Source organism: Candidatus Paceibacterota bacterium (genome assembly GCA_035530615.1).
In the GTDB taxonomy this organism is placed as follows: Bacteria; Actinomycetota; Actinomycetes; order Nanopelagicales; family Nanopelagicaceae; genus QYPT01.
In genome coordinates this window covers 175,863-189,183 of sequence record DATKUL010000002.1, presented here as the reverse complement: position 1 = coordinate 189,183, position 13,321 = coordinate 175,863, and the positions used below count along the sequence as shown (strand labels likewise).

The following is a 13,321-nucleotide window of genomic DNA, read 5'->3' as shown; positions in this document are numbered from 1 at the left end:
TCTCGAAAAGAAAGGCCGACGCTATGAACGAGTGGATTGAGGAAGTAAAGAAAGAACTTGGTGTCACGTTCAATTTTGATATTGATTCGATTCTCGACACGGCCAGAGACGCAGCTCATAACGTCGAACGTAAAGTTGCACCCGTCACGACTTTTCTACTTGGATACGCAGTCGCCAATGGAGCCGACCTTGAAACCGCAACGAAAAAAATTGCAGAGTTGGCCAAGAATTGGCCCGCAAATAAGTGAGTGGATCTGAAGAACTGGGTTGGGATGAAGCAAGGGAGAAGGCGTCCCTCGTCACGTCACCACTTCATAGTGAAACAGTTCCGCTCGCCCACAGTCTGAATAGGACTCTCGCCAGAGATTGCATTTCTCTCGTTGATTTGCCCACCTATACAACTTCATCAATGGACGGTTGGGCTGTTAGCGGAAATGGTCCTTGGGAAATCATTGGCGACGTGAAGGCTGGCGAGCCTTTTCAAGGAAAGTTAAGGGAGGGGACGGCGGTTCGCATAGCAACGGGTGCGATGATTCCACAAGGAACTTTTGGCGTGCTTCGATGGGAAAGCGCCGAGTCAGTCGATAATTATGTAAGCGGTGCAGTCACACGAGATCTCGATATCCGCCCGGCGGGCGAAGAGTGCCCGCAAGGGCAGATGCTGGTCATGGGAGGCACGAAACTTTCACCGGCCCATGTTGGCCTGCTTGCGGCAAGCGGATATGACGAAATTGAAGTGAGAGCAAGACCTAAAGTCGCACTACTTCTCCTAGGCGATGAACTCCAACTCTCCGGAATTCCACAAGGCGGAAAAGTTAGAGACTCACTTGGCCCTCAGTTGCCCGGATGGTTAACGCGCCTTGGCGTCGAAGTAATTTCTCAGCAGTACGTCACCGATGAACTCGAGACAGTAATTAAGGCCATCAATTTTGCGTCTCAACATGGCGACCTTGTGATCACCACGGGCGGAACCGCAGACGGACCACGAGATCACATCCACTCCGCTCTTCGTGCACTCGGTGGGACTTTCGTAGTGGATCGAGTCCGTTCGCGTCCCGGTCACCCAATGCTGTTGGCCACGATCGCGCATGGAAGTCGTTCCGTTCCACTCCTTGGGTTACCAGGAAATCCTCAATCCGCAATCGTTGGACTTATGACATTGGGAGTTCCAGTCATTAAGAACCTTCTTGGTGAAACGGAGCCACCGCTCGCGCAGGTCAGGACCGCCAACGAAATTTCAGCACCCGCCGATTTCACACGACTGGTATTGGGAAATCTCCGAGATGGTCATTTTGAAATGGGCGAGCATCTAGGCTCGGCAATGCTCCGCGGTCTGGCTCTTTCAACCGGATTCGCAGTGGCTAATTCGGGCCTAACACCTGTTGGTGGCGCAGTTCGGTGGCTGCCCCTTCCCTAGGTAACATGACTACGATTGCCTCTTATGAGCCCCTCGTCGCATTCTTTTTCGCACATCACCGAAGAGGGCAATGCCCATATGGTTGATGTGACCGACCGCGATGTCACCACCCGCACGGCCACTGCATCCGGAAAAGTACTTCTATCGGAGAGAGTTATCAATCTGCTTCGCGAAGGTGGCGTTCCCAAAGGGGATGTTCTCGCCACCGCCCGTATCGCAGGAATTATGGGCGCAAAAAGAACTCCTGATCTCATTCCCTTGTGCCATCCCATTGCGCTGCACGGAGTTAGCGTTGATTTAGAGATTCAAGAAGATGGCGTAGCGATCAGAGTTGAAGTGAAAACTGCTGATCGCACCGGCGTTGAAATGGAAGCACTCACTTCAGTGTCGATTGCTGCACTCACCGTCATCGATATGGTGAAGTCCATAGATCCTGGCGCCATAATCTCTGATGTTCGCGTCGAAAGCAAAGATGGTGGACGCAATGGTGCCTGGAAACGATCGTGACTGCCTCTAGAGCAATCGTCATAACCGCAAGCAGTAGAGCATCACAAGGACTTTATGAAGACTCCAGCGGAGAAATACTTGTTGCAGGTCTTACTACTTTGGGATTTAGCGTTCTTCCTAAAGTAATTGTTTCGGATGACCGGGTTCTTATCGGTCATGAAATTGCGAATGCTATTGATGCGAAGATAGACCTCATCGTAACTACCGGTGGAACGGGAGTTTCTCCGACGGATGTAACTCCCGAAGCAACGGCTCCGCACATTGAAAAATTACTTCCGGGTTTCAATGAGGCGCTTCGTGCATACTCCCGGGAAAAAGTTCCCACCGCTGATCTCACTCGAGGACTTGCTGGCACGAACGGTCGTTCTTTAATCGTCAACCTGCCTGGATCCCCTGGAAGTGTACGAGACGGACTTGTCATTATTGAACGCCTAGCGCCGCACATCATTAGCCAACTCCAAGGCGAAGATCACGTGAGATCGAAATGAAGATGAGCGCGGATTTCCCGGTAATGACTTTGTTAACTCCCCAGCCAGTTTCTGCATCCCTTCTTGCCGAAGAGGTAGCTTCCGATAATTCCGGTGCGGTTGTTACTTTTAGCGGAAATGTGAGAGATCACGACCATGAAAAATCAGTCGCAAGTCTTCGCTACGAAATTCACCCTTCTTCATCCCTGATACTTTCGGAGACGGTGGAAGAGGTCGCTTTACGACACAATCTAACCGGAATTGCGGTCGCCCATCGTTATGGCGAAATTCCCATCGGGGAAGCTGCCCTCGTAGTAGCGGTGGCAGCCGTGCACCGTGGCGAAGCATTCGCCGCCTGCGCTGAACTCGTTGATGAAATCAAAGCAAAAATACCGATCTGGAAGCACCAAGTTTTCACTGACGGCACAGATGAATGGATCAACTGCGCATGAGCGAATTGGTCGATACCTTCAATCGTACTCACCGTGATCTTCGAGTCTCACTGACAGATCGATGTTCGCTTCGCTGCACATATTGCATGCCCCAAGACTTTGATAAATGGCTACCTTCGCACGAACTTCTGACTACCGATGAATTAGTGACAGTTATTGATGTCGCGACAGAAAACGGCATCAATCAAGTTCGACTCACCGGTGGCGAGCCACTTTTGCGACCTGACATAGTCGACATTGTTACGCGAATTAATTCGCTTTCAAACCCACCAGAACTTTCACTCACCACAAACGGACTTCGACTTGCAGATCTTGCTGCACCTCTCTTTGCGGCAGGGCTGGTGCGCGTAAACATCAGCCTCGACACGCTTGATCGCGATCGATTCAAAACTCTGACATTCCGCGACCGCATTGGTGACGTATTTAAAGGAATTAAAGCTGCCCGTGAGGCAGGGTTAACTCCGATCAAAATCAATAGTGTCTTAATGCCCGGCATAAATGATGATGAGGCACCGGCGCTGCTTCACTGGGCGTTAGAAGAAGGTCTTACCCTCCGCTTTATCGAACAGATGCCGTTGGATGCAGGTGGAATTTGGGACCGAAACACTATGGTGAGTGCAGAGCAAATCCTTAAATCTCTCGCACGGCACTTCACGTTAACTCCCGTGCCAGCACGAGGATCTGCACCAGCCGAGGAGTTCTATATCGATGGCGGCACCGCGAAAGTAGGGATCATCGCCAGTGTCTCCCAACCATTCTGCGGTGCTTGCGACCGACTCCGCTTAACATCGGATGGACAACTCCGCTCCTGCCTGTTCTCCAGCGACGAAACCGATCTTCGCAAGGTGCTCCGTAACCACGAACTTTCAAACGAGGAAGTCAGATCAGAGATCTCACGTAGATTGCAGAAAACCGTCCTGGGAAAGCTCGCTGGGCACGGGATCAATGATCCAAGTTTCATCCAACCAGCCAGACCCATGTCGGCAATCGGCGGCTAGTACGTACCTACCCTCCCGCAAAGGGTGGCAGGACATCCACAGTGCTTCCTGCAGAAATCGTCATAGTTCGATCGTGACAGATACTTCCGTCAACTAAGAAACTGCACCTTTCTAGAACCTGCGAAAGTCGGGGATTGCCTTGAGAAATATCGAGAAGCAATTTCTCAAGAGAACTTGGATTAACCCGAATTTCGACGCTTCCGGCGGCATCTCTAGCGGCCGCATAGAAGCGGACTAACACTTTATCCATGGCGTCCTAGACCCTAACTCGAAAAAGCGTGACGTAGTTGTTTTCGAAGACTGTAAACAACGCCAAATGCTACAAACGCCATTACTGCGCTTAACGCATAAGCAGTCGACATATCCTGATCAGCAGCGAAATACACCTGCATGGGCCAGGTCTGCGTTAAACCTGGAAGAGATCCTGCAAACATCATCGTCGCACCAAATTCACCAAGCGCCCGCGCCCACGCTAATACAGCACCCGTGGCAATGCCGTTCCTTGCTTGTGGCAGAGCAATCTTCCAAAAGAGCATGAACGGAGTTGCTCTGTCAATCTCGGCGGCATCAACTTGATCCGTTGGAAGGTGGCGAAAAGTAGATTCCACCACAAGTGCAAGAAAGGGCATTCCCACGAATACACCGGTGACGACCACCGCAGTAGTGGTGAATGGCATCGACCATCCCGTCGCCTGATAGATGTACCGTCCCAACAACCCTTCGCGACCAAGGAGCGCCAGAAGTGACATGCCTGCAACGGTTGGAGGTAGAACCATGGGAGCAAGGACAAGTGGACGTAAAATGTTTATTAAACGAGGATTCCCCTTTGCTAAAACCCAGGCAAGTGGAACGCCGAGCGCCACGCAAAGCAGTGCGGCAATTAATGAACTCCAAAGCGAGAGGCGAATTGCACTGATCGAATTCGGTTCAGACAGACGGGTGAGGAGTGAAGCCCAAGGAACTTTTGTAAAGAGCGCGACCAATGGAAGTACTAGCAGCAAACTCGCCAATATGGCGACCGTCCAATTGAAGGAATCCAACTTTCGTCTCGTCATGAAGCGCTCTTAGCAACGTTCATAAATCCGGCGTCGGCAAGAGTCTTTTGGCCCACGGCGGAAAGGAGTAGATCTACAAAGGACTTTGAAAGTGCTTTCTTTGAACTCAATTTCACCACTCCTACAGAATACAAAGTGGTCGCTGCTTTCGAGTCTTTAAAGGCAATCTCCCTGAGAGCCGCTACATGGGCTAGGTAATCTGTATGGTAAATGAGGGCGGCATCCACTTCCCCGCTGATCAATTTCGAGACAACACTTGCGACATTCTGCTCAAAAGAAACTGGCTTGGATTTTACGGATCCTTCGGATAAAAACGCAGAAGCAGCGACAACTCCACACGGGGCAGCTGGATTACATTGAATCCACTTCACTCCCGGCTTGTTCAGATCGGCAACCGCACTGATACGAAAGGGGTTTGCTTTCGGCGTGGCCAGAACAATACGGTTAGAAGTAAATATTTTAGAATGGGGAATTTGTGTCTCCGCGGCCTTCATATCCGACTCTGACGCTGAAGCAAAAAGATCGGCGGGCGCTCCAGCAACTATTTGCGTTGCCAGCGTCGTGGAAGATAAAAATGAAAATTGGACGTTCACTCCGGAATGAGTTTCCTCGAACACTCTGCCTAATTTAGTGAAGACCCCGTTTAGGCTTGATGCGGCAAAAACTGTGAGTGTCTCTTTCTTGCTCTGTTCTATTTTCACAGATGCAGTAACAGAAGAGGAACAGCCCGCAAGCAGGACTACGACGGTCAGAGCTAGTATCTCTAGACGACTTTTCACTTCGTCATCCTAGCAACGGTAAATAGACCTTGGCCTTCCCGTTGCGCGCAAAGGCCAATAAGGTGAGATCGAATTCAAAAGCAAGATCCACCGCCAACGAAGTCGGTGCCGAAACGCCCACGAGTGCAGAAATTCCAGCAACGATTGCCTTTTGAACAATCTCGTATCCAACTCTTCCCGATACAACAAGAGTCCAATCATGCAGTGGAAGTTGGCCAGCCATAAGCGCCGCACCATTCACCTTATCGACGGCATTGTGCCGTCCCACATCTTCACGAATCCACTTAGGTTCGCCATTGGGGTCAACTAAAAGTGCGGCGTGTAACCCGCCTGTCTTCTTAAAGACGCTCTGGCGGCCCTCAAGAAAGGTCGTCATGCCTGCGAGAGTTTGAATATCGCGCGAGCTCTTCACAACGGGTTTGACACCGCGCTTATGAAGATCAGCCATGCTGGTGGAGCCACAAACCCCACATGCAGAAGTCATTGTAAAGCGACGATCCATGGATCGTGAATGGACAGGTGCATCATCACTCACTTGAGCGATTGTTATATTTGCCCGTTGTCGAGGTGTAAGTAATTTGTCTCCACATGACTTTACATTCACTAGCTGATCTGGAGAATTTAGGAATCCCTCTCCCCACAAAAAACCTGCGGTAAGTTCTAGATCAGAACCTGGGGTTCTCATGGTTATGCCGAGTTGCTCTTCAACACTCCCACGTTTGATGCGAATCTCCAAGGGCTCTTCAACTACGACACTGTCAGTAGCGACTTCCCCTGAATCGGTCGCTTGAACTCTTACTCGAGCGATAGAAGATGGAGCAGATTCATCACCAAGCATGTTATGCCTGCTGGTGTCGGGAGAACTCGAAATTCTCAGGTGGGAGGGGATTAAGCTCCAGATCGATTGCCTGCTGGACAATTGGTGAAAGTTCTGATCGATCAGCCTCATTAATCAATCGCTCTTTCATGGTGGGTGTCCAGAATTGAACGATGTGGTGGGCGACCGCTAACTCTGGCGCTGCATGTGCCGGCACATTAGCCGCGATTTGATTCGCCATACGAATGATTGATGCCAGCTCAACATCTCCATGTAGGACATGTTCCAAGATTTCTCTCGGACCACGCAGGCTTGGAGCGATCTCTACCGCAGTCACTTTGTATTCGGGGCAGTTTGTCGCCCAATCGGAGTAATCAGTAGTGATGACGTTGGCGCCACTTTCGGGAAAGTGGAAGGTCGTGTAGACCACGCCGGCTGGAACTTCATCAGTGATTCGAGCCCTTAAGACGGTTTCGCCCACTCGGCTGGAAAGACGCACCCATCCCCCGTCACTGATTCCGCGTAGCATCGCGTCTGACTCGTGAATATCAAGAATATCTTCGGAGTGCCAAATCACATTTGCGGTGCGACGAGTCTGAGCACCGACGTTGTACTGGCTAAGAATACGCCCCGTTGTAAGCAGTAGTGGGAATTTACGTGACGCCCGCTCATCTGTCGGTACAAAAGGAGTCTCCATGAAACGACCTTCGCCACGGACGAAATGATTGACGTGCATAACCGGAGTGCCGGTTGGATTTGCTTCATTGCAAGGCCACTGGATGCTTCCCAATTCGTCAAGCTTTGCAAAAGAGACTCCGCTAAATGTCGGAGTCGTGGCGGCGATCTCATCCATGATCTCGGCACCGTTCTTATACTCCATTTCAAAGCCGAGTGCCTTAGCTAAATCGCAAGTGACTTCCCACTCCGACTTTCCAGTCTTGGATGGCATCACTGGACGGACGCGGTTGATCCGACGCTCGGCGTTTGTGAAGGTCCCATCCTTTTCTAGAAAAGATGTCCCGGGTAAAAAGACGTGCGCAAACTTTGACGTCTCATTGAGGAAGAGATCTTGAACAATAATCAATTCCATAGCACGTAGGGCCGCATGTACGTGAGAAGTATTTGGGTCGGACTGGGCTATATCTTCACCTTGCACATAAAGACCCTTGAACTCACCCGAGATCGCTGCATCGAACATATTCGGGATACGAAGTCCCGGCTCTGCCTTGATTTTCCGGCCCCAGATATTTTCAAAAATTTCACGAGTCTTCGGATTTGAAATGTGACGGTATCCAGGTAGTTCGTGCGGGAACGATCCCATATCGCATGAACCCTGCACATTGTTCTGGCCACGGAGCGGATTGACGCCCACACCGGGGCGGCCAATATTTCCAGTTGCCATCGCCAAGTTTGCGATACCCATCACCATGGTTGAGCCCTGACTGTGCTCTGTGACACCGAGCCCGTAATAGATAGCACCATTTGGGGCGGAAGCAAATAACCGGGCTGCGGCACGAACCTGCTCTGCAGGTACTCGAGTGATGCCTTCAAGTGATTCAGGACTGTTCTCAGGAAGGCTTATGAACTCTTCCCAGCGTGCAAATGACTCAAGGTCGCAACGCTCATTGACGAATGCGCGATCAAAGAGACCCTCCTCCGCAATCACATAAGCCAGAGCGTTGATGATGGCTACGTTTGCTCCTGGCATCAGTTGAAGGTGATGCGTGGCTTCCACATGAGGAGTACGGACTAATTCAATGGCACGGGGGTCTATCACGATGAGTTGAGCCCCTTTACGCAGAGCTTGCTTCATTCGAGCGGCGAAGACTGGATGAGCCGCGGTTGGATTGGCACCAATGAGCATGATGACATCTGAATGCTCTACCGATTCGAAATCTTGTGTACCCGCCGAAGTCCCAAAAGTCTGGCTGAGTCCATACCCAGTGGGCGAGTGGCAGACCCTTGCGCAGGTATCAACATTGTTATTGCCCATGGCCGCACGAACCATTTTCTGCACAACATACACTTCCTCATTTGTACATCTTGATGACGTAATTCCGCCAATGCTCTCGTTTCCGTACTCATTTTGAATCGTTTTCAATCGTGAGGCTGCATATCCAATCGCTTCTTGCCAACTCACAGTTTTCCATGAATCGGTGATTTTCTCGCGAATCATTGGAGAGGTTATGCGGTCTTCGTGAGTCGCATATCCCCACGCAAAACGGCCCTTTACGCAGGAATGGCCCTCGTTCGCGCCGCCTTCCTTGTAAGGGACCATGCGAACTAATTCGTCTCCGCGCATCTCCGCCTTAAATGAGCAACCAACACCGCAATATGCGCAGGTAGTAATGACCGACCGAGTGGGGGTACCAATGGTGTACAGAGTCTTCTCGGTCAGAGCACCGGTGGGACATGCTTGCACGCAAGCACCGCAAGAAACGCATTCGCTCTCGATAAAGGATGTGCCGGATGATGAGACACGCGCCTCAAATCCACGGTTCTCGATGGTGAGCGCGAAGGTACCCTGAACTTCATCGCAAGCACGTACACACCGATTGCAAACAATGCACTCTGTCGAATCAAAGGTGAAATAGGGATTGGACTCATCTTTAGGCAAATCCAAGTGCGTGCGTCCAGAATACCGGACTTCATTCAAACCCACCCGTTTGGCCATCCCGTGCACTTCGCACTCGTGTCCGGATGCGCAGACCGCAGGGTGATCAGACAAATAAAGTTCCATCACTCCTTGGCGAATCCGATCAATGCGTTCGCTATTTGTCAAGATTTTCATTCCTTCGACAACAGGAGTGGTGCACGAAGAAGGTGTTCCATTTCGGCCATCGATTTCAACGACACATAGACGACATGACCCAAAAGCGTTGAGACTATCTGTCGCGCAGAGCTTAGGAATAGAAATCCCGACAATCTCAGATGCCCGCATGATTGAAGTTTCGGCAGGGATCTCTACTGCGATCCCGTCAATTTCAACGTGAACAAGTTCGGTCCGCTTACTCGCAGGGGTGCCGTAATCAGGCTCCATTATTAGCGTCATTGTTTGACCTCTCTCCGTACTGCGAAGTCTTCCTCAAAATGTAGCATCGCGCTCCTTACGGGTAACGGTGTAAGCCCGCCCATCGCACAGAGCGAGCCATCCGTCATCACTTCGCACAGATCCAGGAGGAGCTTCTTACTGCCTTGGAAATCCTCCCCTCGCATCATCTTCGCAATGGTCTCAGCTCCACGCACAGAACCGAGCCGACATGGTGTGCATTTGCCGCATGACTCAATGGCGCAGAACTCCATCGCGAATTTCGCCTGCACCGCCATGTCGACGCTCTCGTCAAAGATCACAATCCCACCGTGGCCCAACATTCCACCTGCAGCGATCAGTGACTCGTAATCCATGGAAACGTCGAAGGCCGAGACGGGTAAATAGGCGCCGAGCGGGCCACCAATTTGCACAGCTCTCACTGGGCGCTTGCTTAGTGTCCCGCCCCCGAAATCGTTGACCAAGGTCTCTAGAGTGACACCAAAGGCAATTTCGACAATTCCACCTTGTGCGATATTTCCGGCGAGCTGGAAAACTTGAGTACCGATCGAGCGACCTACACCTCTTCCAGAGTACGCGGCGGCACCCTTTGCAAGAATCGATGGCACAGTGGCAAGAGTGAGAACGTTATTGATAACGGTTGGTTTTCCAAAGAGGCCCTGAATTGCGGGAAGAGGTGGTTTAGAACGGACCACTCCCCGTTTTCCCTCAATACTTTCCAGCATCGCAGTCTCTTCACCGCAGACATAAGACCCGCCGCCAGTGCGTACCCGGATATCAAATGCGTGAGTACTTCCTAAGACGCTTGCACCCAACCATCCAAACTCTCGGGCAATTTCAATGGCTTGGTGCATCGTCGCAATTGCATCTGGATACTCGGAGCGAATATAAATAACTCCTTCAGTCGCCCCCACTGCAACCGCCGCAATTGTCATACCTTCAAGGAGAGTAAAAGGATCGCCCTCCATCAACATGCGGTCGGCGAATGTTCCGCTATCTCCCTCATCTGCATTGCAACAAACAAATTTCTGCTCATCGGGAGTTGCGAGCACGGTTCTCCATTTAATTCCAGCGGGGAAACCTGCGCCACCGCGACCGCGCAATCCCGAGTCTGTCACCTCAGCCACGATTGTGTCTGAATCCATCTCAAGTGCTCTTCTTAAACCAACGAGTCCGCCGTGATCTTGGTAATCGGCTATTGATAATGGGTCGACGACACCGACTCGCTCAAAAGTAAAGCGATCCTGCCGTGCCAGCCAGGCAATGTCCGCGGTAAGTCCGTGCGAAAGCAAGTGTTGGTGACCCAACTGAAATCCGGCATCAAAGAGAGACGGAACATCCACGACTTGGACGGGACCATAAGCCACCCGCCCTTCACTTGTTTCGACTTCTACCAATGGTTCTAGCCAGAGAGCCCCACGTGACCCGTTGCGCACGATCGTGATTGCAATTCCCCGCTTGATCGATTCGCGTTCAATCGCTTCCGCGACTTCATCAGCGCCGACTGACCGAGCGGCTGAGTCTCTAGGTACAAAGATGCGTGCTTGGCTCATTTTTTATCACTCGCCTGCAGATTCGCAAGAAGATCCTCCACACGCGCACGACCAATGAGTTTGCCATTGACGCTGGCCGCAGGACCTAAAGCGCAGTTTCCAAAGCAGAAGACCTCTCTGATCTCAACCTCACGTGGGAGTGATTTCTTGGCGTCCTTGATAAGTTCTCGCGCACCCACAGACTGGCAAGCCTCGGCGCCGCAAATACTCACGATATTTTCTGGTGGAGGTGTTCGTCGCAGGTCGTGATAATAGGTAAGCACTCCATGTACATCTGCGCGGGAAACATTGCACGCCTCGGCCACCAGGGAAACCGCCTCGGCATGGACATAACCGAACTTCGCTTGTAGTGCTTGCAAGGAAATCAGGACCGGTCCTGGCTCGCGGCGGGTGGTATCCAGAACGGTCGATGCCGACTCCTTTGACCAAGGCGTGAATGTCATTAGAACAACCCCACCACTTTTCCGTCGACATAGTCAATGCGCTCACTCGATGGAACCTTCGGCAGACCGGGCATTGTCATAATTTCGCCACATACCATCACAATAAATTCAGCCCCCGCAGAAAGCCGCACCTCTCGGATGTTGATTGAATGACCCTTCGGTGCGCCGCGCAATGCTGCATCAGTAGAGAATGAATACTGGGTCTTGGCAACGCAGATTGGGAAATGACCATATCCAGATTCCTGCAATTCCTTAATTTTGGATCGAACCTTTGAATCTGCAGTGACTTCTGATGCACCATACACACGGGTTGCAACGGCATTTACTTTCTCCCAGAGAGTTGCCTCATTTGGGTAAACGAAGGTGACTTCGCTCTTCTCGTCGCAAAGTTCTACAACTGCCTGTGCTAGATCTGTTGCGCCTTTACCGCCATCGGCCCAGTGAGTTGCCAGAACAATTCTCACGCCGATCGCTTCGACTCTCTTCCGGAGGAGTTGAACTTCAGCCTCAGTATCACTTGTGAAGTGGTTGATCGAAACTACAACCGGCATTCCGTAGACATCCTTAATGTTGGATACATGCTTCTCCAAGTTAACAATGCCAGCATCAAGTGCCGCTAGATTCTCTTCAGTAATTGTCTTGAGGTCAGCACCACCATGGTATTTAAGCGCGCGAATGGTTGCCACTAGAACGCAGGCCGATGGACGAAGTCCGGATTTGCGGCACTTGATATCTATGAACTTCTCAGCCCCGAGATCAGCGCCAAATCCAGCCTCGGTGATCACATAATCTGCGAGCTTGAGAGCAGAGGTTGTGGCAACAACTGAGTTGCAGCCGTGAGCGATATTTGCAAAGGGCCCTCCGTGAACGAATGCTGGCGTGTTCTCGAGAGTCTGTACCAGGTTTGGCTGGAATGCATCCTTAAGAATGACCGTCATCGCCCCTTGGGCATTGAGATCACTTGCCAGAATTGGTTTCTTGTCGCGGCTGTATGCCACCACGATTTTGCCGATTCGCTCCTTTAGATCCTCGATTGAAGTAGCCAGGCAGAAGATGGCCATGATCTCGGATGCCACCACAATGTCGAATCCATCCTGGCGCGGATAACCATTTCCTACTCCACCGAGTGAAACCACAATGTCGCGAAGGGCACGATCGTTCATATCGACAACGCGCTTCCATGTCACCCGTCTGACATCAATATTCAATACGTTCCCGTGGTGAATGTGATTGTCCAAAAGGGCAGCAAGCAGGTTGTTGGCTAGCGCAATCGCGTTGAAATCCCCCGTGAAGTGAAGATTGATATCTTCCATGGGAACAACCTGCGCGTAGCCGCCTCCTGCTGCTCCGCCCTTCATTCCGAATACAGGTCCAAGTGATGGCTCACGCAGACAGATCATGGCGTCTTTGCCGATGTGACGGAGAGCATCGCCTAACCCAACGGTGGTTGTTGTCTTTCCCTCCCCTGCTGGCGTCGGACTGATCGCGGTCACAAGAATCAATTTGCTATCTGCACGCTTGGGAAGAGAGTCCAAATACTTGAGAGACACCTTCGCCTTGTAGTGCCCATAGGGCTCAAGCTGTGCCGGATCGATTCCAAGTACCGCTCCAATCTCCGCAATTGGTTTCATGCTGGCCGACTGTGCGATTTCAATATCTGACACTTTTATAGCCCTCTTATCTCTTGTTAGTTTTTGCTTGCTCTGACTGCGGCAGTGAGTGCGGGAATAATTTGGTGAAGGTCGCCGATGACAACCGCCTTTGCCTTCACTGGAACCGTGCTC

The 13,321-nt window shown here is 51.4% G+C and carries 14 protein-coding genes and 1 pseudogene; 6 read left to right on the top strand and 9 right to left on the bottom strand.

All coding sequences use genetic code 11. The features are described from left to right. Positions 1-23 precede the first annotated feature (23 nt). Genes VMW30_03950 through moaA form a run of 6 tightly spaced genes read left to right on the top strand, consistent with a single transcriptional unit; the run spans position 24 to position 3,841 of the window. Positions 24-248 (top strand): DUF6457 domain-containing protein, encoded by a 225-nt coding sequence (locus tag VMW30_03950; protein ID HUW87512.1) that lies wholly within the window; start codon positions 24-26, stop codon positions 246-248. After that, positions 245-1,417, top strand: coding sequence for a molybdopterin molybdotransferase MoeA (locus tag VMW30_03945; GenBank protein HUW87511.1), 1,173 nt, complete (start codon positions 245-247; stop codon positions 1,415-1,417). Before VMW30_03950 ends, VMW30_03945 begins: the two co-directional genes overlap by 4 nt. A gap of 24 nt (positions 1,418-1,441) precedes the next feature. Next, positions 1,442-1,924: a cyclic pyranopterin monophosphate synthase MoaC gene (moaC, locus tag VMW30_03940; GenBank protein ID HUW87510.1), complete on the top strand. Its 483-nt coding sequence runs from the start codon at positions 1,442-1,444 to the stop codon at positions 1,922-1,924. Continuing rightward, positions 1,921-2,412: a MogA/MoaB family molybdenum cofactor biosynthesis protein gene (locus VMW30_03935; protein ID HUW87509.1), complete on the top strand. Its 492-nt coding sequence runs from the start codon at positions 1,921-1,923 to the stop codon at positions 2,410-2,412. The genes moaC and VMW30_03935 overlap by 4 nt, the downstream gene beginning before the upstream one ends. Further along, the gene (locus VMW30_03930; GenBank protein HUW87508.1) at positions 2,409-2,843 is read left to right on the top strand and encodes a molybdenum cofactor biosynthesis protein MoaE; all 435 of its coding nucleotides are present in this window, start codon (positions 2,409-2,411) and stop codon (positions 2,841-2,843) included. Before VMW30_03935 ends, VMW30_03930 begins: the two co-directional genes overlap by 4 nt. Continuing rightward, positions 2,840-3,841 carry a GTP 3',8-cyclase MoaA gene (moaA, locus tag VMW30_03925; GenBank protein HUW87507.1) on the top strand — a complete coding sequence of 334 codons (1,002 nt, stop codon included), beginning with the start codon at positions 2,840-2,842 and terminating at the stop codon, positions 3,839-3,841. Before VMW30_03930 ends, moaA begins: the two co-directional genes overlap by 4 nt. Before the next feature lie 7 nt (positions 3,842-3,848). Here the strand turns inward: moaA and VMW30_03920 are convergent, their stop codons facing one another. The 9 genes and pseudogenes from VMW30_03920 to VMW30_03880 all read right to left on the bottom strand — a co-directional run bounded on the left by VMW30_03920 (position 3,849) and on the right by VMW30_03880 (position 13,201). Continuing rightward, positions 3,849-4,091 (bottom strand): MoaD/ThiS family protein, encoded by a 243-nt coding sequence (locus VMW30_03920; GenBank protein ID HUW87506.1) that lies wholly within the window; start codon positions 4,089-4,091, stop codon positions 3,849-3,851. Between the two features lie 13 nt (positions 4,092-4,104). After that, on the bottom strand, positions 4,105-4,896 hold the full coding sequence (gene modB / locus VMW30_03915) for a molybdate ABC transporter permease subunit (protein ID HUW87505.1): 792 nt from the start codon (positions 4,894-4,896) through the stop codon (positions 4,105-4,107). Continuing rightward, on the bottom strand, positions 4,893-5,675 hold the full coding sequence (modA, locus tag VMW30_03910; GenBank protein HUW87504.1) for a molybdate ABC transporter substrate-binding protein: 783 nt from the start codon (positions 5,673-5,675) through the stop codon (positions 4,893-4,895). The genes modB and modA overlap by 4 nt, the downstream gene beginning before the upstream one ends. Before the next feature lie 4 nt (positions 5,676-5,679). After that, the gene (gene fdhD, locus VMW30_03905; GenBank protein ID HUW87503.1) at positions 5,680-6,513 is read right to left on the bottom strand and encodes a formate dehydrogenase accessory sulfurtransferase FdhD; all 834 of its coding nucleotides are present in this window, start codon (positions 6,511-6,513) and stop codon (positions 5,680-5,682) included. A gap of 1 nt (position 6,514) precedes the next feature. After that, the gene (locus VMW30_03900; GenBank protein ID HUW87502.1) at positions 6,515-6,733 is read right to left on the bottom strand and encodes a formate dehydrogenase subunit delta; all 219 of its coding nucleotides are present in this window, start codon (positions 6,731-6,733) and stop codon (positions 6,515-6,517) included. Between the two features lie 51 nt (positions 6,734-6,784). Then, positions 6,785-9,544 (bottom strand): annotated as a pseudogene (fdhF, locus tag VMW30_03895) (formate dehydrogenase subunit alpha). After that, positions 9,541-11,094 carry an NADH-ubiquinone oxidoreductase-F iron-sulfur binding region domain-containing protein gene (locus VMW30_03890; GenBank protein HUW87501.1) on the bottom strand — a complete coding sequence of 518 codons (1,554 nt, stop codon included), beginning with the start codon at positions 11,092-11,094 and terminating at the stop codon, positions 9,541-9,543. Before VMW30_03890 ends, fdhF begins: the two are co-directional and overlap by 4 nt. Continuing rightward, complete coding sequence (locus tag VMW30_03885) at positions 11,091-11,537, bottom strand: NAD(P)H-dependent oxidoreductase subunit E (protein ID HUW87500.1); 447 nt, start codon at positions 11,535-11,537, stop codon at positions 11,091-11,093. Before VMW30_03885 ends, VMW30_03890 begins: the two co-directional genes overlap by 4 nt. Further along, a complete protein-coding gene (locus VMW30_03880; protein HUW87499.1) occupies positions 11,537-13,201 on the bottom strand; it encodes a formate--tetrahydrofolate ligase in 1,665 nt (554 codons plus the stop codon). Before VMW30_03880 ends, VMW30_03885 begins: the two co-directional genes overlap by 1 nt. Positions 13,202-13,321: the final 120 nt, after the last annotated feature.

Excerpts from the sequence above, each read along its gene's own strand:
- VMW30_03950 (HUW87512.1), top strand. The coding sequence starts at position 24 with ATGAACGAGTGGATTGAGGAAGTAAAGAAAGAACTTGGTGTCACGTTC.
- moaC (HUW87510.1), top strand. The coding sequence starts at position 1,442 with ATGAGCCCCTCGTCGCATTCTTTTTCGCACATCACCGAAGAGGGCAAT.
- VMW30_03930 (HUW87508.1), top strand. The coding sequence starts at position 2,409 with ATGAAGATGAGCGCGGATTTCCCGGTAATGACTTTGTTAACTCCCCAG.
- moaA (HUW87507.1), top strand. The coding sequence starts at position 2,840 with ATGAGCGAATTGGTCGATACCTTCAATCGTACTCACCGTGATCTTCGA.
- VMW30_03920 (HUW87506.1), bottom strand. The coding sequence starts at position 4,091 with ATGGATAAAGTGTTAGTCCGCTTCTATGCGGCCGCTAGAGATGCCGCC.
- modB (HUW87505.1), bottom strand. The coding sequence starts at position 4,896 with ATGACGAGACGAAAGTTGGATTCCTTCAATTGGACGGTCGCCATATTG.
- fdhD (HUW87503.1), bottom strand. The coding sequence starts at position 6,513 with ATGCTTGGTGATGAATCTGCTCCATCTTCTATCGCTCGAGTAAGAGTT.
- VMW30_03900 (HUW87502.1), bottom strand. The coding sequence starts at position 6,733 with ATGGCGAATCAAATCGCGGCTAATGTGCCGGCACATGCAGCGCCAGAG.
- VMW30_03890 (HUW87501.1), bottom strand. The coding sequence starts at position 11,094 with ATGAGCCAAGCACGCATCTTTGTACCTAGAGACTCAGCCGCTCGGTCA.
- VMW30_03885 (HUW87500.1), bottom strand. The coding sequence starts at position 11,537 with ATGACATTCACGCCTTGGTCAAAGGAGTCGGCATCGACCGTTCTGGAT.